At 64.4% G+C, this 17,402-nt stretch carries 18 protein-coding genes; 13 read left to right on the forward strand and 5 right to left on the reverse strand.

The window, feature by feature from the left end; genetic code table 11:
• Positions 1–3 precede the first annotated feature (3 nt).
• Positions 4–402, reverse strand: a complete 399-nt coding sequence (locus NUH88_RS16250; RefSeq protein WP_257767443.1) for a RidA family protein — start codon at positions 400–402, stop codon at positions 4–6.
• Between the two features lie 172 nt (positions 403–574).
• On the opposite strand from NUH88_RS16250, the gene NUH88_RS16255 reads away from it, so the two are divergent.
• Genes NUH88_RS16255 through NUH88_RS16275 form a run of 5 tightly spaced genes read left to right on the forward strand, consistent with a single transcriptional unit; the run spans position 575 to position 6,531 of the window.
• Positions 575–2,869, forward strand: a complete 2,295-nt coding sequence (locus tag NUH88_RS16255) for a bifunctional salicylyl-CoA 5-hydroxylase/oxidoreductase (RefSeq protein ID WP_257767444.1) — start codon at positions 575–577, stop codon at positions 2,867–2,869.
• Positions 2,866–3,612, forward strand: a complete 747-nt coding sequence (locus tag NUH88_RS16260; protein ID WP_257767445.1) for an SDR family NAD(P)-dependent oxidoreductase — start codon at positions 2,866–2,868, stop codon at positions 3,610–3,612. Before NUH88_RS16255 ends, NUH88_RS16260 begins: the two co-directional genes overlap by 4 nt.
• On the forward strand, positions 3,609–4,061 hold the full coding sequence (locus tag NUH88_RS16265; RefSeq protein WP_257767446.1) for a MarR family winged helix-turn-helix transcriptional regulator: 453 nt from the start codon (positions 3,609–3,611) through the stop codon (positions 4,059–4,061). Before NUH88_RS16260 ends, NUH88_RS16265 begins: the two co-directional genes overlap by 4 nt.
• Positions 4,058–4,870: an enoyl-CoA hydratase family protein gene (locus NUH88_RS16270; protein ID WP_257767447.1), complete on the forward strand. Its 813-nt coding sequence runs from the start codon at positions 4,058–4,060 to the stop codon at positions 4,868–4,870. Before NUH88_RS16265 ends, NUH88_RS16270 begins: the two co-directional genes overlap by 4 nt.
• 47 nt (positions 4,871–4,917) lie before the next feature.
• Positions 4,918–6,531, forward strand: a complete 1,614-nt coding sequence (locus tag NUH88_RS16275; RefSeq protein WP_257767448.1) for an AMP-binding protein — start codon at positions 4,918–4,920, stop codon at positions 6,529–6,531.
• An 87-nt stretch (positions 6,532–6,618) separates the two neighbouring features.
• On the opposite strand, the gene NUH88_RS16280 is transcribed toward NUH88_RS16275, so the two are convergent.
• The 3 genes from NUH88_RS16280 to NUH88_RS16290 all read right to left on the reverse strand — a co-directional run bounded on the left by NUH88_RS16280 (position 6,619) and on the right by NUH88_RS16290 (position 7,865).
• The gene (locus NUH88_RS16280; protein ID WP_257767449.1) at positions 6,619–6,834 is read right to left on the reverse strand and encodes a DUF1127 domain-containing protein; all 216 of its coding nucleotides are present in this window, start codon (positions 6,832–6,834) and stop codon (positions 6,619–6,621) included.
• 17 nt (positions 6,835–6,851) lie between these two features.
• Positions 6,852–7,253, reverse strand: coding sequence for an STAS domain-containing protein (locus NUH88_RS16285; protein ID WP_257767450.1), 402 nt, complete (start codon positions 7,251–7,253; stop codon positions 6,852–6,854).
• 237 nt (positions 7,254–7,490) lie between these two features.
• Positions 7,491–7,865: an STAS domain-containing protein gene (locus NUH88_RS16290; RefSeq protein ID WP_257767451.1), complete on the reverse strand. Its 375-nt coding sequence runs from the start codon at positions 7,863–7,865 to the stop codon at positions 7,491–7,493.
• A gap of 318 nt (positions 7,866–8,183) precedes the next feature.
• On the opposite strand from NUH88_RS16290, the gene NUH88_RS16295 reads away from it, so the two are divergent.
• Entirely contained in the window at positions 8,184–9,728 is a 1,545-nt protein-coding gene (locus tag NUH88_RS16295) for a bifunctional AfsR/SARP family transcriptional regulator/alpha/beta hydrolase (protein ID WP_257767452.1), read from the forward strand.
• A 198-nt stretch (positions 9,729–9,926) separates the two neighbouring features.
• Here the strand turns inward: NUH88_RS16295 and NUH88_RS16300 are convergent, their stop codons facing one another.
• On the reverse strand, positions 9,927–10,154 hold the full coding sequence (locus tag NUH88_RS16300) for a DUF1127 domain-containing protein (protein WP_257767453.1): 228 nt from the start codon (positions 10,152–10,154) through the stop codon (positions 9,927–9,929).
• A 382-nt stretch (positions 10,155–10,536) separates the two neighbouring features.
• Between NUH88_RS16300 and NUH88_RS16305 the strand changes: the two genes are divergently transcribed.
• From NUH88_RS16305 to NUH88_RS16335, 7 genes are all read left to right on the forward strand, one after another.
• A complete protein-coding gene (locus NUH88_RS16305; RefSeq protein WP_257767454.1) occupies positions 10,537–11,580 on the forward strand; it encodes a TRAP transporter substrate-binding protein in 1,044 nt (347 codons plus the stop codon).
• A 73-nt stretch (positions 11,581–11,653) separates the two neighbouring features.
• Positions 11,654–12,229, forward strand: a complete 576-nt coding sequence (locus NUH88_RS16310; RefSeq protein ID WP_257767455.1) for a TRAP transporter small permease — start codon at positions 11,654–11,656, stop codon at positions 12,227–12,229.
• 4 nt (positions 12,230–12,233) lie between these two features.
• A complete protein-coding gene (locus tag NUH88_RS16315) occupies positions 12,234–13,547 on the forward strand; it encodes a TRAP transporter large permease (RefSeq protein ID WP_257767456.1) in 1,314 nt (437 codons plus the stop codon).
• 14 nt (positions 13,548–13,561) lie between these two features.
• On the forward strand, positions 13,562–14,326 hold the full coding sequence (locus tag NUH88_RS16320; protein WP_257767457.1) for an SDR family NAD(P)-dependent oxidoreductase: 765 nt from the start codon (positions 13,562–13,564) through the stop codon (positions 14,324–14,326).
• Positions 14,327–14,335: 9 nt separating this feature from the next.
• On the forward strand, positions 14,336–15,112 hold the full coding sequence (locus tag NUH88_RS16325) for a crotonase/enoyl-CoA hydratase family protein (RefSeq protein WP_257767458.1): 777 nt from the start codon (positions 14,336–14,338) through the stop codon (positions 15,110–15,112).
• The gene (locus tag NUH88_RS16330; RefSeq protein ID WP_257767459.1) at positions 15,109–15,585 is read left to right on the forward strand and encodes a MarR family winged helix-turn-helix transcriptional regulator; all 477 of its coding nucleotides are present in this window, start codon (positions 15,109–15,111) and stop codon (positions 15,583–15,585) included. The genes NUH88_RS16325 and NUH88_RS16330 overlap by 4 nt, the downstream gene beginning before the upstream one ends.
• Positions 15,582–17,402 (forward strand): feruloyl-CoA synthase, encoded by a 1,821-nt coding sequence (locus tag NUH88_RS16335; RefSeq protein WP_257767460.1) that lies wholly within the window; start codon positions 15,582–15,584, stop codon positions 17,400–17,402. Before NUH88_RS16330 ends, NUH88_RS16335 begins: the two co-directional genes overlap by 4 nt.

The following is a 17,402-nucleotide window of genomic DNA, read 5'->3' on the forward strand; positions in this document are numbered from 1 at the left end:
CGATCAGTCCGGAATGACGGCGGTTGCCTCGATCTCGATCCTGGCTTCGTCTTCCACGAGGGCGGAGACCACCACCATCGCCATCGCCGGGAAATGGTAACCCAGGACCCGGCGATAGGCTTCGCCGACTTCCCGCTGGTTGGCGAGATAGTCCTGCTTGTCGGTGACGTACCATGTCAACCGGACGAGATGCTCCGGCTTGCCGCCGGCGGCCTCCAGCACGGCGCGAATGTTGCGTAGCGCCTGCTCCATCTGGCCGATGAAATCCTTCGCCTCGAAGACCTGGTTCTCGTTCCAGCCGATCTGCCCGCCGATATGGAGCGAGGCGCCGCGTGCGAGGATCCCGTTGGCATAGCCCTTGGGCTGGACCCAGCCTTCCGGCTGCACATTGATATGGCTCATCGGATCTCCTCCGGGCAGGTGCGGTTGTCTCCGCAGCGTGTCTGACCGGCATCATACGGGCAGCGTTCGGACTGCTCCAGATATATTTCAAGTTTGAAATTTAAAGCTTGAAACATTTTTGCCGGAGTGAAATCCTTCCTCACTGTCGCCCCTTACCGGCGGAGCCATATCCATGAAGATCGCATGCCTCGGCGGCGGGCCCGCGGGCCTTTATTTCGCCACCTCGATGAAGCTGAAGGATCCGGCGCACGAGATCACCGTGATCGAGCGCAACCGCGCCGACGACACGTTCGGCTGGGGCGTCGTGCTGTCGGACGAGACGCTCGACAATCTGAAGGCCAACGATCCGGTCAGCGCCGAGGCTATCCGCGCCCATTTCGCCTATTGGGACGATATCGCCGTGCATTACCGGGGCACCTGCACGACCTCCTCGGGCCATGGTTTCTGCGGCATCGGACGGATGAAGCTGCTGCTGCTTCTCCAGGAGCGGGCACGCGAACTCGGCATCGAGATGCGGTTCGAGACCGAGATCGACAGCGCTGCAAGCTATATGCAGGAGTACGACCTCGTCGTCGCCGCCGACGGACTGAACTCGAAGACCCGGACCGAGTTTGCCGAGAGCTTTCTGCCGGAGATCGACACCCGGGCCTGCAAGTTCGTCTGGCTCGGCACGCATCAGAAGTTCGACGACGCCTTTACCTTCATCTTCGAGGAGACGGAAAAGGGCTGGGTCTGGGCGCACGCCTATCAATTCGACGACGACACCGCGACCTTCATCGTCGAATGCTCCGAGGAAACCTGGGAGGCCTGGGGCTTCGGCGGTATGACGCAGGACGAGAGTATTGCGGCCTGCGAGGAGATCTTCCGCGACCACCTAGGCGGCCATGCCCTGATGTCGAACGCCCGGCATCTCCGCGGTTCGGCCTGGTTGAACTTCCCGCGCGTGCTTTGCCAGAAATGGTTCCACGAGAATGTCGTGCTGCTCGGCGACGCCTCGGCGACGGCGCATTTCTCCATCGGCTCCGGCACCAAGCTCGCTTTCGAGAGCGCCATTGCGCTCGCCAATTACCTGCACTCCGAGCCGACGCTGGAGGGCGCCTTCACCCGCTACCAGGAGGAGCGCCGCGTCGAGGTTCTGCGCCTGCAATCGGCGGCGCGGAACTCGACCGAATGGTTCGAGGAGGTGGAGCGCTATCTCACGCTCGATCCGGTGCAGTTCAACTACGCGCTGCTCACCCGTTCCCAGCGCATCAGTCACGAAAATCTGAGGCTGCGCGATCGGGAGTGGCTGAAGTCGGCCGAGACCTGGTTCCAGAGGCAGGCGGGTGCCGGCGCCAACGCCCCGCACCGGGCGCCGATGTTCGCGCCGTTCAAACTCCGCGACATGAGCCTCGCGAACCGCGTCGTGGTCTCGCCGATGGCGCAGTACAAGGCAGTCGACGGTTGCCCGACGGACTGGCATTTCGCGCATTATGCCGAGCGGGCGAAGGGCGGCGCCGGTCTGGTCACTATCGAGATGACCTGCGTCTCGCCGGAGGGACGGATCACCCCCGGCTGCCCCGGCCTCTACGCGCCGGAGCATGAAGCGGCCTGGCGGCGGCTGACGGATTTCGTCTATGCCGAGACCGAAGCAAAGATCTGCGCACAGATCGGCCATTCTGGCCGCAAGGGCTCGACCCAGCTCGGCTGGGAGGAGATGGACGTGCCGCTGAAGCAGGGCAACTGGCCGCTGCTTTCCGCCTCTGACATTCCGTGGTCGCCACGCAATGCGGTGCCAAAGGCGATGGACCGCACCGACATGGACCGGGTGCGCGAAGAGTTCGTCGCCGCGACCGAAATGGCGGCAAGGGCCAACTTCGACATGGTCGAGCTGCATGCCGCGCACGGCTACCTGATCTCCTCCTTCATCTCGCCGCTCTCCAATCGGCGGTCCGACGCATATGGCGGCGATCTCGGCAACCGGATGCGCTATCCGCTGGAGATCTTCTATGCCATGCGCGCCGTCTGGCCGGCGGAGAAGCCGATGTCGGTCCGTATTTCGGCAAACGACTGGGCGGGCGACGACGGGGTGACACCGGAAGAGGCGGTCGAGATCGCCCGGCTTTTCGCTGCCGCCGGGGTCGATATCGTCGACGTCTCGGCGGGTCAGACCTCGATCGAGGCGCAGCCGGTCTATGGCCGCATGTTCCAGACGCCGTTCTCCGACCGGATCCGCAACGAGGCGGGCGTCGCGACCATGGCTGTCGGCAATATCTACGAGCCGGACCATGTGAACTCGATCCTGCTCGCGGGCCGGGCCGACTTGGTCTGCCTCGCCCGTCCGCATCTGGCCGATCCGTATTGGACGCTGCATGCGGCGGCGGCGTATGGCGACCGGGGAACAACCTGGCCTGCGCCTTATCTCGCGGGACGCGATCAGATGTACCGGCTCGCCGAACGCGCCGCCGCGACGGAGATCCGGGTATGAGCCTCGACGGCAAAATCGCGCTCATCACCGGCGGCGGCAGTGGCGTCGGCGCCGACATGGCCCTGCATTTCGCCGAGGCGGGCGCCCGCGTGGTCATTGCCGGGCGGCGGATCGATGCGCTGGAGGTGGTCGCGAGACGTCATCGCGCGATCTTGCCCTGCGTCGCCGATGTGACCGACGAGCAATCGGTGGCGGATCTGTTCGAGGCGGCGGGCCCGGTCGATATCGTGATCGCCAATGCCGGGGTGGCCGAAAGCGCACCCTTCGCGAAGACGAGTCTCGAGGACTGGAACCGGCATCTCGCGGTCAATCTTACTGGCGTCTTCCTTACTCTGCGCGCCGGGCTGCAGCAGATGAAGGGGCGCGAATGGGGGCGGCTGATCGCCGTCGCCTCGACAGCGGGTCTCAAAGGCTATCCCTATGTCGCGGCCTACACGGCGGCGAAACACGGCGCGGTCGGCCTCGTGCGCTCCGTCGCTCTCGAGGTCGCGCGCAGCGGCGTCACCGCCAACGCGATATGCCCAGGCTTTCTGGATACCGAGATGACCGAGCGCAGCATCGCCAACATCGTCGAGAAGACCGGCGTATCGCCTGAGGAGGCGCGAGCAAAGCTCGCCGCCAACAATCCGCAGGGACGTTTGATCGCACCGGCCGAAGTCAGCGCCGCCGCGCTTTGGCTCTGCGGTCCGGGGTCCGAAGGGGTGAACGGCGAGGCGGTTTCGATCAGCGGAGGCGAGATATGAGCGAGGCGGACAGCGCCCGCAAGGCGCGGCTCCGGCTCTGGCTCGGCCTGCTGCGGACCACGCGCTTCGTCGAGAACGCGCTGCGCGAGGAGATGCGGCTCGCCTATGGCCATACCCTGCCGCGCTTCGACGTGCTCTCGACGCTGGACCGCAACGAGGCGGGCTTGCAGATGAGCGAGCTGTCGCAGCAGCTCATGGTCTCGAACGGCAACGTGACAGTCATAGTCGAGCGGTTGGTGCAGGACGGGCTGGTGGAGCGGGTGCCGGTTGCGAGCGACAAGCGCGCCACGCTGGTGCGCCTGACACCGCTCGGCCGGGAGAGTTTCGCCGAAATGGCCGCCGCGCACGAAGGCTGGGTCGACCGGCTGCTCGCTTCCGTGCCGGTGGAGGATGCCGAGCTTGTCGCCGAGCGGCTCAAGAACATTCGCAGACAGGGAGACGGTCTATGACCGGGATGGCCGGACTGGAACCAAAACATTTCCGCTGGCAGGTCGAGGACCGGGTCGCGATCGTCCGGCTCGACCGGCCGGAGCGCAAGAACCCGCTCACTTTCGAGAGCTATGCCGAATTGCGAGATACCTTTCGGGCCCTGCCCTATGCCGACGATGTCGCCGCTGTGGTCTTCGCTTCGAACGGTGGGAATTTCTGCTCCGGCGGCGACGTGCACGACATCATCGGGCCGCTCGTCGATATGGACATGAAGGGGCTGCTCGCTTTCACCCGCATGACCGGCGATCTCGTCAAGGCGATGCTCAATTGCGGAAAGCCGATCGTCGCCGCCGTGGACGGTATCTCCGCCGGCGCCGGGGCGATCATCCCGATGGCCTCCGATATCCGCTTCGGCACGCCAGGGAGCAAGACCGCCTTTCTCTTTACCCGGGTTGGGCTCGCCGGCTGCGACATGGGTGCCTGCGCCATCCTGCCCCGGATCATCGGCCAGGGGCGGGCTGCCGAACTGCTCTATACCGGTCGCTCCATGAGCGGCGAGGAGGGGCTCGCCTGGGGTTATTTCAACGCCCTGCACGGCCCCGATGCGGTCGAGGCCGAGGCCATCGCCTTCGCGCGGAAACTCGCCGCCGGGCCGACCTTCGCCCACGGCATCACCAAGACCCAGCTCAATCAGGAATGGAGCATGTCGCTCGAACAGGCGATCGAGGCGGAAGCCCAGGCGCAGGCGATCTGCATGCAGACAGTGGATTTCGAGCGCGCCTACAGGGCTTTCGTCGCCAAGGAAAAACCGGTTTTCGAGGGCGATTGACGTGTGGAAAGCCGTCTTCGCACGGCAGGCATTGGGGAGCTGAGATCATGCTGGGACCGAGCGGGCATATCGATACTTTCACCCGGGACAACCTGCCGCCGCCGGCGATGCAGCCGCACTACCTGCTCGAAGGCTTTCCCTATCCGGAATATCTGAATGTCGGCAAGGTCTTGACCGACGACATGGTGGCCAAAGGCTTCGGAGACCATGTCGCCCTGATCGGCAACGGCCGCCAGCGCACCTACAAGGAACTGACCGACTGGACCAACCGCCTCGCCCATGCGCTGGTCGAGGGTTACGGCGTGAAGCCGGGCAACCGGGTGCTGATCCGCTCCGCCAACAATCCGGCGCTGGTCGCCTGCTGGCTCGCCGCGACCAAGGCGGGGGCGGTGGTGGTCAACACCATGCCAATGCTCCGTGCCGGTGAGCTTGCGCAGATCGTCGACAAGGCGGAGATCAGCCTCGCGCTCTGCGACACGCGGCTGATGGACGAGTTGGTCGCCTGCGGCAAGGACAGCGAGTACCTGAAAGCGGTCGTCGGCTTCGATGGCACCGCCAACCACGACGCGGAGCTCGACAGGATCGCCCTCGGTAAGCCGGTGCGTTTCGAGGCGGTGAAGACCGGCCGGGACGACGTGGCCTTGCTTGGCTTCACGTCCGGAACCACGGGCGCGCCCAAGGCGACCATGCATTTTCACCGCGACCTTCTGACGATCGCAGACGGTTATGCCCAGGAAGTGCTCGCTGTCACGCCGGAGGATGTCTTTGTCGGCTCGCCGCCGCTTGCATTCACTTTCGGGCTCGGCGGGCTCGCCATCTTTCCGCTCCGGTTCGGTGCGACCGCGACTTTGCTGGAGACCGCCTCGCCGCCGAACATGATAGAGATCATCGAGACTTACAAAGCGACAGTCTGCTTCACTGCGCCGACGGCCTACAGGGTCATGCTGCGGGCGATGGAGGAGGGAGCGGATCTCTCGTCGCTCCGTTGCGCGGTTTCCGCCGGCGAGACCCTGCCGGCCCCGGTCTTCGAGGACTGGATGGCGAAGACCGGCAAGCCGATGCTCGACGGGATCGGCTCCACGGAGCTGCTGCATATCTTCATCACGAACCGCTTCGGAGATGCGCGCCCGGCCTGCACCGGCACGCCGGTCTCGGGCTACGAGGCGAAGGTGGTGGACGAGAAAATGAACGAGGTGCCGCGTGGTACGCCCGGACGGCTCGCGGTGAAGGGCCCGACGGGCTGCCGCTATCTTGCGGATGAACGGCAGGCGAAATATGTCGAGGGCGGCTGGAACATCACCGGCGACACCTTCATTCAGGACGAAGACGGCTACTTCCACTTCGCCGCCCGTAACGACGACATGATCGTTTCCGCCGGCTACAACATCGCGGGCCCGGAGGTCGAGGCGGCGCTGCTCGCGCATCCCCATGTCGCCGAATGCGCGGTGGTCGGGGCCACGGACGCGGAGCGCGGGCAGATCGTGGAGGCGCATGTCGTGCTGGCCGAGGGCGTGGAGCCGTCCGACGCCGAGGTAGAGGTTCTGAAGTCCCATGTGAAGGCGGCAATCGCGCCCTACAAGTATCCGCGCTCTGTGGTTTTCACCGAGGCCTTGCCGAAGACACAGACCGGCAAGATCCAGCGCTTCCGGCTGAAGCATTAGCTAATCCAGCGCCGCTGCAGGGGGCAGCGGCGCTGAACCAGGTCCGGCAGCGGGTGCATTGCGTCTGCCGGGCGATCTTGGCGCCGTTCAGAAAAACGGATACGGGTCCTTCTCGCCGATCTCCTGCCGGGAGATGCCGATATCCTTCAGCAGGTAATCCGGAAGATCCCGCAGGTGCTCGTAGTCGCGCTGGTCCCGGAAATGTTTCGCGAGACTGCGGAACAGGTGCAGCGGCAGCCACCATCCAGAAATGGCGGCGTTCGGCAGCGGATGCCGGTCGAGATCTCTGACGGTCGTGGTCATGGGCTTGCTCTCTTTCTTCAGTAGGCTGTGGCCGGCTCTGCCGGCATGGCGGAGGATTGGGGTCGGGGCGCTTCGGGCGGTGATCCCTCAAGGGCGAGGAGGGAGGCCTTGAGCGTCGGGTCGCAGTTCAGGAGGTGATTTAAGCCGAGGCTCCAGAGCCGGGCGCCGATCAGTCCCTGCGCGCCGCAGACCCGCAATTCTCCTCTGGAGCAGGAAAGCAGCTTGGAGGCGGTGATCAGGCTGCGCATGCTCGGTCGGCTCAGTACGGTGACGCGGGTGATGTCGACGATCATCCTCACGTTCCCGGCCCGCGCGATCGAGATCAGCGCGTCCCAGAAGCGGCCGGACGCGGCACGGTCCACGGCTCCGCTGACTGTGACCACATGCGTTTCGCCGATAGAGCTTGTTTGAATTTCCATCTAAACTGGTTCCGTTTTCAAGGTCACGAAGGAGGCTCCCGGGAACCGGGCGACCCTCTCTTTCTTCATGTTTCCAGGTGCTTGGCGAAGCGTGATCGGCCGAAACGGTTTCGGGTCAGCGCGTCCGTCTGCAATGAGCGCGGTTTCTTACGGCGGCGTTGTCGGCAGCGTTGTGCAACCAGTTGTAATTCGGCGCTGCAACGTTGTTATGTGCAGACATACGTGAGGAAAGTCACGTCAGGGGCGATTGGCCACCGGTCGCAGGTCGGGCTCGTCCAGGTTGGCGGCCAGGATCGCGATGGCGTCCCGGAAATTCGGATCGCAGGAAAGATTGCGGGAGAGCCTTTTTAGCTGCGCACTGACAAGGCCCCGTGCCCCCCTCACTCTGACCTCTGCGATCAGGGACGACAGCATCCGGCAGGTCACGACGAGATAGTAGGCGTTGAGCCGGCTCAGCAGCATGACTCCGGAAAGGTCGATGATGACCCGCCTTGGGGCGATGGCGACGCATTCGAGCAGTTCCTCGAGGAACCTTCCACCTGACGGCTGGTTAACGACCCCGAATATCTGGACGATCATGGTGTCGCCGGAAAATCTGATTGAGAAACCCATATTCAGTCCGATCCAGTCATCCTGCCGCTCTCGGAGGCCGTATCCATAGCGGGGTGTTCAAGACGGCAATTGAATTCCATAATATTTTTATGCAAATGACGGGCGGTCGCCGTTCGATCCGGTTGCGGGTCGTAAAAACCGATCTCGGTTGTGAGCAATCTCACCACTGCCTCTACGGGATCGCGGATAGATAGGGCGCCCCGCATGCCGGGCGGTGCGCTAGGTCCGCCGTCTCCGACAATGGCGTTGTCTCCGGCGTTGTGCGGGACGTTGTAATTGTGTCCAACTGAGCGTTGTAATTTGGGCTTTGGGATCCCGATGCCTGACGAACTCGAAATTTCTCTGCTGGGCGAACTGCGTGTGGTCCGCGCCGGTGCAGAGGTGGCTCTGCCCGCGTCGCGCAAGGCCCGCGCATTGCTCGCGTTTCTCGTCGCGACTGGCCGGCCGCACCGTCGAGAGCGGTTGTGCGAGCTGTTCTGGGATCTGCCGGACGATCCGAAAGCGGCCTTGCGGTGGGGGCTCAGCAAATTGCGCTCCGTCGCCGACTCGCCGGAATGCCATCGGATCGTCGCCGACCGCGAGCGCGTTCAGTTCGACGCCACAAGTGCCTGGATCGACGTGAGCGATATCTATCGGCGCTTGAGAGCCGACGCGACGCTCTCGATCGAGGAACTGAAAGAGGTCTTGAGCCAGCTCGATCTCGAGTTTCTGGACGGTCTCGACGGTGCCGGCTCCGACGCTTTCGATGCCTGGCTAACGGCGGAGCGCGAGGATGCGCGCGGCGCCCGGATCTTGGTGCTTCGCAAGCTGGTCGCGCATCCTGAAATGCCGTCTCCTGCCGTTCGGAAGTGGCTGCGGCTCTGGCGCGAGGCCGATCCGGAGGGGGCGGCAGGTTACGAGCCCACTCCCGCTCAGGGTCCGACCGTTAGGCCTGCGCCGGACGAGCCGGGCCGGGCAACAGCAGTACGCGGCGGAACCGGGCCGGACAAGGAAGGCAGCGCGAAGGCGCGGGCCTTGCGCGATCAGCGGATCGGTTTCTGTCAGGTGCAGGACGGCACCAAGATCGCCTATGCGACCGTCGGTTCGGGGCCGCCACTGCTGAAGGCGGCGAACTGGCTCAACCACCTTGAATTCGACTGGGCGAGTCCGATCTGGGGCCGGAGCTTTGCCGAAATCGCCCGGCACCGGACTTTCGTCCGCTATGACGAGCGCGGCTGCGGGCTCTCCGACTGGGATGTGGAGGATTTGAGTTTCGAGGCCTTTGTCGAGGATCTTGAAGCAGTGGCGGACAAACTCGGTCTCGAACGCTTCCCGCTGCTCGGCATTTCCCAGGGCTGCGCGGTCTCGATCGAATATGCGGTGCGTCATCCGGAACGGGTGAGCGGCCTCATTCTGGTAAGCGGCTACACCGCCAGATGGCGGATCTCGACCAGCCCGGAGGAACAGGCGCGGCGGGAGGCGGTGCTGAAGCTGACGGAACTCGGCTGGGGGACGGACAACCCCGCCTACCGGCATATCTTTTCGCAGACCTTCATGCCGGAGGCGAGCGCGGCGGATCTCGAATGGTTCGACGATTTCCAGCGCCAGACCACTTCGCCAGGGAACGCGGCCCGTTTTCAGGACGCGTTCGGCTATATCGACGTGCGGCACAGGCTGGCGGAGGTCAAGGCGCCGACCATTGTGCTGCACGCGAAACACGATCAGCGCATTCCGATCGACGAAGGACGCGCGCTGGCGGCGGGTATTCCGGACGCCCGTTTCGTGCCGCTGGAAAGTCGCAACCATATCCTGGTCGATCACGAACCGGCCTGGCGAACTTGTATCGCAACTGTCGGGCGGTTCCTTGCGGAGAACGGTATCTAGGCGCCGGCGCATCGCCTTTCCGAAAAACAATCAGCGCCGCCGCTTTCGCGGCGACGCTCATACAGGCACGACGTCAGGGTGCTCAACAGTCCGTCGCGCCCGGTCTCCGCATCCGGTCACGGGTCCGGTACGGAAATTCGGCGGGCGGCCCCGGTCCGGGCGCCGCTGGGGCGACATCCGGATCGGAGCCGGTGCCGTTCAAAGGAAGGGACGGTTCAACTTCTCTTCGATCTCGGTGCGGGTGACCCCAATATCCTTCAGCAGATAATCCGGCAGGTCCCGCATATGTTCGTAGTCCTGCCTGTCCCTGAGATAGCGGGTGACGGCCCGGAACAGTTGCAGCGGCAGCCACCATCCGGGGATGTTGCTGATACGTGCGGCGCCCGGGTTGAACCCGTGCACCGTGCTGTTTGAACGTCTGCTCACGTTTGATACTCCCTCTCGTTTCGTCCGGTCGGGGCCGCGACTTCGCGGGGCGGGCACCCAACCATTCCTCTACGCAGTTCGAACTCAGCTCCCGCTCCGGTTAGGCGGGCATGGGGGACGATATGGAAGGGAGAGGCACGGTCGTCCGTGTCAAAACACACAGAAAGACAGGGCGTTGCGGGAGATTGCTGCCACAGTGCCCGAATGCGTGACCGCAGGGTGTTTTTTGCCACTCGCGCGGGGCCGGACAAGCGGCGCTCGGAGAAAACGACTCCTCCCGCGCAACGAATGCTGGCCCGCCGCAAATTAGTTATGCTACATAACTAATTGGAAGAGAGGCGCAAAGCCTCCGCCGAAAAAACGGTCATCTGGGGAGGAAACCATGACCTTTATCCGCGTGAGCGTGACCCGTGCGGTCGCGGCTGCGGCCGCGTTTGCTTTCGGGATCGGGGCGGCGAGTGCCGCCGAAGTGACCCTGCGCATGCACCAGTTCCTGCCGGCGCAGGCCAATGTCCCGAAAAACATCCTTTATGTCTGGGCCGACAAGGTCGAGGCGGAGTCCAATGGCCGCATTGAGATCCAGCGGTTTCCGGCGATGCAGCTCGGCGGCAAACCGCCCGAACTGATCGATCAGGCGATCGACGGCGTTGCGGACATCATCTGGACCGTCTCCGGATATACGCCCGGCCGCTTCCCGCGGACCGAGGCGTTCGAGCTGCCTTTTACCATGACCAATGCCGAGGCGACCTCGCGGGCCTATTGGGAGCTCGCCGAGGAAACCATGATGGATACCGACTTCAAGGCCTTCAAAGTGCTCGGGCTCTGGGTCCACGGGCCTGGCCAGATCCATTCCAAGGCGCCGATCGCGAAAGTCTCTGACCTGAACGGGGTGAAGCTGCGGGCGCCGACGCGGGTGACCAACATGCTGTTCTCGACCCTCGGCGCGACCCCGGTCGGCATGCCGGTCCCGGCGGTTCCGGAAGCGCTCTCCAAGGGTGTGATCGACGCGACCGTCATCCCCTGGGAGGTCACCGGCGCGCTGAAGGTGCCGGAGCTGGTCGGCAATCACACCGAGTTCGGCGACCAGACGCTCTACACCACGACTTTTATCTTCGCGATGAACAAGGATCGTTGGGAAAGCTTGCCGGACGATCTGAAAGCGGTGATCGACAAGAATTCCGGGGCAGAGTTTTCGGCTTTCGCCGGAGCGCAGATGCAGCGCGACGACGGTCCGGCCCGGGCGGCGGCGGTGGCCCGCGGCAACAACATCGTGACCTTGGCGCCGGATCAGGTCGCCGAGTGGCAGAAGGCGGCGGAGCCGGTGAAAGCCACCTGGCTCAAGGAGATGGCGGAAAAGGGGCTCGACGGGGCCGGTCTGCTTGAGAAGGCCACTTCCCTGATCAGGAAACATACGGCGGCGCAATAGCGTCCCCGTCCCGGACCGCTCTCGGGCGGTCCGGGGCCCGTCCGTTCGTTTCCATTCCCGGAGCCGTTTCCCTATGCCTGTTTTCGCACTGAAGCTGGCGCGCTTCATGGCCCTGCTCGGTGGTGCGGTCTTGCTGGCGCTAATCGTCATCACCTGCGTCAGCGTGCTCGGCCGCGGCCTCAACACACTCGGCCACAGCGATGTGCTGACAGGTCTGTCAGCCGCGCTCGGCAAGGCGCTGCTCGCGACCGGTGTTGCGCCCGTGAAGGGGGATTTCGAGCTGGTCGAAGCCGGGATTGCCTTTGCGATCTTCGCCTTCCTGCCGATATGCCAGTTGAAAGGCGGGCACGCGACGGTGGATATCGTCTCCGATCAGTTTCCCGGCGCCGTGAACCGCTTCCTGATCACGCTCTGGGAGGTGGTCTTCACGCTGGTGGTGTTGCTGATAGCCTGGCGTCTCTTCGAAGGCTTCCAGAGCAAGTTGCGTAACGGGGAGACCACCTTTCTGCTGCAATTCCCGATCTGGTGGGCTTATGGCGCAAGCTTCCTCGCCGCAGTGATCGCCGGTCTGATCGCCGTCTATGTTGCCGTCGTGCGGGTCTATGCACTCGTGACCGGCCGTAATCCCCTCGCCGTTCCGGAGGCCTGACCCCGTGAGTCCGCTCGAACTCGGTTTCTGGTCCTTCCCGGCCCTGCTGGTGCTGATTTTTCTGCGGGCACCGATCGGCCTCGCGATGTTCCTCTGCGGCATCGGTGGGCTCTATCTCGCGACCGGCGGCACCGCCATGTTCATGGCGAAGCTGAAATCGGAGACCTACACCACCTTCTCCAGCTATTCGCTGACCATCATTCCGATGTTCCTGCTGATGGGGCAATTCGCCACCGTCTCCGGAATGTCTTCCGCGCTTTTCAAGGCGGCCGAGGCCTGGCTCGGACACAGGCGGGGCGGCGTTGCCATGGCGGCTGTCGGGGCCTGCGCCGGGTTCGGCGCGATCTGCGGCTCCTCCCTGGCGACCGCCGCGACGATGAGCAAGGTCGCGCTCCCGGAGCTTCGGCGATACGGCTATTCCGGCGGCTTCTCGACGGCGACGCTGGCGGCTGGCGGGACCCTCGGCATCCTGATTCCGCCCTCGGTGATCCTCGTCATCTACGCGATCCTGACCGAGCAGAACATCGCCAAGCTTTTCGCCGCCGCCTTCGTTCCGGGGCTGCTGGCAGCGCTCGGTTACATGATCACGATCTCGCTCTATGTCCGCTACAACCCGAAATCGGCAGGCACGCGGGAGCCGGTGGAATATGACGAGCGCTTCAGGGCGCTGTTCGATGTCTGGCCGGTACTGCTGGTCTTCGGTCTGGTGGTGGGCGGGATCTACCTCGGCTGGTTCACCCCGACGGAAGGCGCGGCGGTCGGCGCCGCCGGCACCGGGCTGGTCGCGCTGGCCAAAGGCAGCCTCACCTGGGCGGCGCTGAAGGAAAGCGTCATCGCGACGGCCCAGAGCAGCGCGATGATATTCTTCATCATCCTCGGGGCCGGGCTCTACAACAGCTTCCTCGCCCTCAGCCAGGTGCCGCAGGAACTCTCCGGATGGGTCGTCGGGCAGGGCTTCAGCCCCTGGATGGTGCTGAGCCTGATCCTCGTCTTCTACCTGATCTTCGGCTGCCTGATGGACAGCCTCTCGATGATCCTGCTGACCATTCCGATCTTCTTTCCGGTCGTCAGTCAGCTCGATTTCGGCATGAGCCCGGAGCATATGGCGATCTGGTTCGGCATCCTTGTGCTGATCGTCGTAGAGGTCGGGCTAATCACCCCGCCCGTGGGGATGAATCTCTTCATTATCAACGTGATGGATCGGGAAACGCCGATCAGCGAAACCTACAAAGCTGTGCTCTGGTTCGTCACTTCCGACATCTTACGCGTGATCCTGCTGGTGCTGTTCCCGTCGATCACGTTGTTCCTGCTCACCTGATGGAGGACTGAGCCATGCTCATTGACGGCAATGCGGCCATCGTCACCGGCGGCGGAAGCGGCCTCGGCGCCGCGACCGCGCGTCATCTCGCGGCGGAAGGGGCGAAGGTGGCGATCCTGGATTTCGATGCCGGGCGGGGTGCCGCCGTGGCGTCGGAGATCGGGGGGACGTTCCGGCAGGTCGATGTCAGCGAGTCCGGTGCCGTGGGCAGCGCGGTCGAGAGTATCGCCGACGAACTCGGCGCCGCCCCGCGCATCGTCGTCAATTGCGCCGGTATCGGTACCGCCGCGCGGATCGTCGGCCGGGAGGGCAAGCTCTCCATCGACGTCTTCGAGCGGACGCTGAAGGTCAATCTATTCGGCACCTACAACGTGATGAGCCATGCGGCGCGCCTGATCTCGGCGCTGGAGCCGCTTGAGGGCGGAGAGCGCGGGGTGGTGGTCAATACTGCTTCCGTCGCTTACGAGGACGGCCAGCTCGGCCAGGCTGCCTATGCTGCCTCCAAGGGCGGGATCGCCTCGCTCTGCCTGCCGGCGGCGCGGGAACTTTCCCAGTTCGGCATTCGCGTCGTCGCCATCGCGCCCGGTCTCTTCCATACCCCGATGATGGAGGGCCTGCCGGAAGAGGTGACGCAGAAGATCACCGCGAACATTCCCTTCCCGGACCGGCTCGGAGAGCCTGCCGAATACGCCCTGCTCGCAGGGCAGATCATCACCAACCCCTATCTGAACGGCACGACCATCCGCCTCGACGGCGCGGTGCGGCTGCCGAGGCGCTGAGGAAGCCCGATGAGCGAACCTGTCCTGAAGATCGAGATCCGCGGCGCCATCGCCGTCCTCACCATGAACCGCCCGGAGAAGCGCAATGCCATGTGCGATGCGCTGCTGGAGGCGATCGACGGCTTTTTCCGCGCGCCGCCGGCGGGCGTGAAGGCGGCGGTTCTGACCGGCAGCGGCGGGCATTTCTGCTCCGGTCTCGATCTCAGCGAGCATGTGGCGCGCGATGCGGAAGGCACGATGCGGCACTCGCGAAGCTGGCACGAGGTGATGAACCGGGTCGAGTTCGGCGGCTTGCCGGTGGTCTCGGCCATGAACGGTGCCGTTATCGGCGGCGGCCTGGAACTCGCGAGCTCGACGCATGTTCGTATCGCCGAGCCCTCGACGATCTTCCAGCTCCCGGAAGGCCGGCGTGGGATCTTCGTCGGCGGCGGCGCCAGCGTCCGGGTCGGGCGCATCCTCGGCGCAGACCGGATGATCGAGATGATGCTGACCGGCCGTCGCTACTCGGCGGAAGAGGGTCTGGCGCTTGGCCTGACCCATTACGCGGTCGGCGAGGGCGAGGCGCTGGAGAAGGCGCTGGAGCTGGCGGAAAAGATTGCCTCCAACGCTCCGCTCTCCAACTACATCATGATCCAGGCGCTGGCCCGGATCGAGGACATGTCCAAGGCGGATGGGCTCTTTACCGAGAGCCTCTGCGCCGCGCTGACCCAGACCAGCCCGGACGCGATAGAAGGGCTCGCGGCCTTCCTTGAGAAGCGGGCGCCGAATTTCGGAGCGGGAGCATGAGCGCGCTCAAGACCGTTCTGGTTCCTCCAGCCGACGAAGAGGTCTCGGACTCGGCGCTGGAACGATTTCTCGGCTACCGGATGAAGCGGGCCTTCAACGTCGTTCAGGCGGACCTCGCGGAGACCCTGAAGCCCTTCGATCTGCGGATGACCTCCTATACGGCGCTTGTGCTGATCATGGAAAATCCGGGGCTCAACCAGTCGCAGCTCGCCGCCGTTATGGATATCGAGCGGCCCAATCTCGTGGTGATTGTCGATGAGCTGGAGCGGCGGGACCTGATCGTTCGCGACCGGCTGGAAACGGACCGGCGAACCTACGCGCTCAGCGTCACGCTTGCCGGCCGCCGCCTCTGCGAGACCGCGATGAAGGCGGTCGAAGGTCATGAGGCTCGGCTTCTCGGCAGATTGTCTCCCGAAATGCGCGACACGGTCGCCGAGGCGATGATTCTTATCCGCGCAGGAGAGGCCAGATGATCAAGCGGGCTAGCAATTTCAAGCCGCACCGCGCGACCCGGGAAATACGGGCCGACGGAAGCATGATCCTGCGCTCCTCCTATCCGCTCGGCCCGGTGGTCGATCGGACCGGGGACTGGCTGCACCGCTGGGCCGGTGAGGCGCCGGACCGTGTTTTCCTCGCGGAGCGGAGCGGTGCCGGCTGGCGCGAGGAGAGCTACGGGTCGGCGCTGGAAAAGGTTCGTGCGCTCGCCGCAGGCTTACTGGAACGCGGGCTCGGCGCGGGGACACCGATCATCGTTCTGTCCGGTGCCGGTGTGGACCACGGCCTGCTGGCCCTCGCGGCGCAATATGTCGGTGCGCCCATCGTGCCGGTGGCCGAGCAGTATTCCCTCGTGCACGGCGCACATAACCGGCTGCGCCACGCGGTCGAGCTGGTGAAGCCGCGTCTCGCTTACGCGGTCGATGCCGCGCAATATGCCGAGGCGCTGAAGCTCGACATTTTCGACGGGATCGAGATCGTCGCCAGCCGGACCGGCGGGCGCGCCGACGTCACCGCCTTCGAGGATCTGCTGAAGGCGAATGCCGGGCCCGAGGTGGATGCGGCTTTCGCGGCGGTCACGCCGGATACCGTCGCCAAGATCCTGATGACTTCGGGGTCCACCTCCGATCCGAAGGGCGTGCTCACCACCCATCGGATGATGTGCACGAACCAGGCGCAGATTGCCGATGCGTTGCCGTTTCTCCGCGAGCGGTCACCGAGGATCACCGACTGGCTTCCGTGGAACCATGTCTTCGGCGGATCGCACAATTTCAATATGATGCTGGCGAACGGCGGCAGCCTCTATATCGACGACGGCAAGCCGGTGAAGGGCCTGTTCGAGCGGACGGTGGAGAACCTCTCCCTGATGCCGGGAACACTTTCCTTCAACGTGCCTGTCGGCTTCTCGATGCTGCTGAAGGCGCTCACCGACGATGCGGATCTCCGCCAGCGCTTTTTCGAGGACCTGGACCTGATCTTCTATGCCGGCGCTTCTCTGCCCCAGGAGGTATGGGAGGGGCTGGAGCGCATGGCCTCCGACGTCAAGGGAGAGGTGCCGCTCATTACCTCCTCCTGGGGGCTGACCGAGACCGCGCCGGCCGCGCTGATGCAGATGGAACCGACCGAGCGCTCCGGCGTGGTCGGCGTGCCGCTGAACGGCGTCACCGTGAAGCTGATCCCGGACGAGGAAATGCGGTGCGAGATTCGGGTAAAGGGTCCGAACATCATGCCGGGTTACTTCGAAGCTCCGGAAAAGACACGGGACGCTTTTGACGATGAGGGATACTTCATCACCGGCGATGCGATGACCTTTGTCGATCCGGAAGATTTCAACCGCGGACTTAAGTTCGATGGCCGGATTTCCGAGGATTTCAAGCTGTTGACCGGTACCTGGGTCAGGGCGGCGCAGCTCCGTCTCGACATGCTCTCCTGCCTGGCGCCGCTGGCGGCGGATCTCGTCGTAACCGGCGCCGACCGGAACGAGATCGGGGTGATGGTCTTCCCGAACCTCGCCGAATTGGAGCGTGAGGGCTACGCGCTGGATGAGATGGGCGGCGCGCTGACCGACAAACTGTTGTTGGGCGATATCCATCGCCGGCTCGCAGCGCGCGACCGGGAGGTCTCCGGCAGTTCGACACGAGTCAGCCGGGCCATCGTGCTGGCGGAGCCCGCCTCGATGCCCGACGCTGAGATGACCGCCAAAGGCAACCTCAATTTCCGCCGTGTCCTGCAGCGCCGGGCGCCTTTGCTGGAACGGCTCTACGACGACGGCGATGCAGCCGTCACCAGGATCTGA

Source organism: Nisaea acidiphila, assembly GCF_024662015.1.
GTDB lineage: Bacteria > Pseudomonadota > Alphaproteobacteria > Thalassobaculales > Thalassobaculaceae > Nisaea > Nisaea acidiphila.

Bases quoted from the DNA above. Each gene is read 5' to 3' on its own strand.
- NUH88_RS16295 (WP_257767452.1), top strand. From the start codon at position 8,184: ATGCCTGACGAACTCGAAATTTCTCTGCTGGGCGAACTGCGTGTGGTC.
- NUH88_RS16265 (WP_257767446.1), top strand. From the start codon at position 3,609: ATGAGCGAGGCGGACAGCGCCCGCAAGGCGCGGCTCCGGCTCTGGCTC.
- NUH88_RS16280 (WP_257767449.1), bottom strand. From the start codon at position 6,834: ATGACCACGACCGTCAGAGATCTCGACCGGCATCCGCTGCCGAACGCC.
- NUH88_RS16320 (WP_257767457.1), top strand. From the start codon at position 13,562: ATGCTCATTGACGGCAATGCGGCCATCGTCACCGGCGGCGGAAGCGGC.
- NUH88_RS16250 (WP_257767443.1), bottom strand. From the start codon at position 402: ATGAGCCATATCAATGTGCAGCCGGAAGGCTGGGTCCAGCCCAAGGGC.
- NUH88_RS16275 (WP_257767448.1), top strand. From the start codon at position 4,918: ATGCTGGGACCGAGCGGGCATATCGATACTTTCACCCGGGACAACCTG.
- NUH88_RS16330 (WP_257767459.1), top strand. From the start codon at position 15,109: ATGAGCGCGCTCAAGACCGTTCTGGTTCCTCCAGCCGACGAAGAGGTC.
- NUH88_RS16290 (WP_257767451.1), bottom strand. From the start codon at position 7,865: ATGGGTTTCTCAATCAGATTTTCCGGCGACACCATGATCGTCCAGATA.
- NUH88_RS16310 (WP_257767455.1), top strand. From the start codon at position 11,654: ATGCCTGTTTTCGCACTGAAGCTGGCGCGCTTCATGGCCCTGCTCGGT.
- NUH88_RS16325 (WP_257767458.1), top strand. From the start codon at position 14,336: ATGAGCGAACCTGTCCTGAAGATCGAGATCCGCGGCGCCATCGCCGTC.
- NUH88_RS16260 (WP_257767445.1), top strand. From the start codon at position 2,866: ATGAGCCTCGACGGCAAAATCGCGCTCATCACCGGCGGCGGCAGTGGC.
- NUH88_RS16305 (WP_257767454.1), top strand. From the start codon at position 10,537: ATGACCTTTATCCGCGTGAGCGTGACCCGTGCGGTCGCGGCTGCGGCC.
- NUH88_RS16285 (WP_257767450.1), bottom strand. From the start codon at position 7,253: ATGGAAATTCAAACAAGCTCTATCGGCGAAACGCATGTGGTCACAGTC.
- NUH88_RS16335 (WP_257767460.1), top strand. From the start codon at position 15,582: ATGATCAAGCGGGCTAGCAATTTCAAGCCGCACCGCGCGACCCGGGAA.
- NUH88_RS16255 (WP_257767444.1), top strand. From the start codon at position 575: ATGAAGATCGCATGCCTCGGCGGCGGGCCCGCGGGCCTTTATTTCGCC.
- NUH88_RS16270 (WP_257767447.1), top strand. From the start codon at position 4,058: ATGACCGGGATGGCCGGACTGGAACCAAAACATTTCCGCTGGCAGGTC.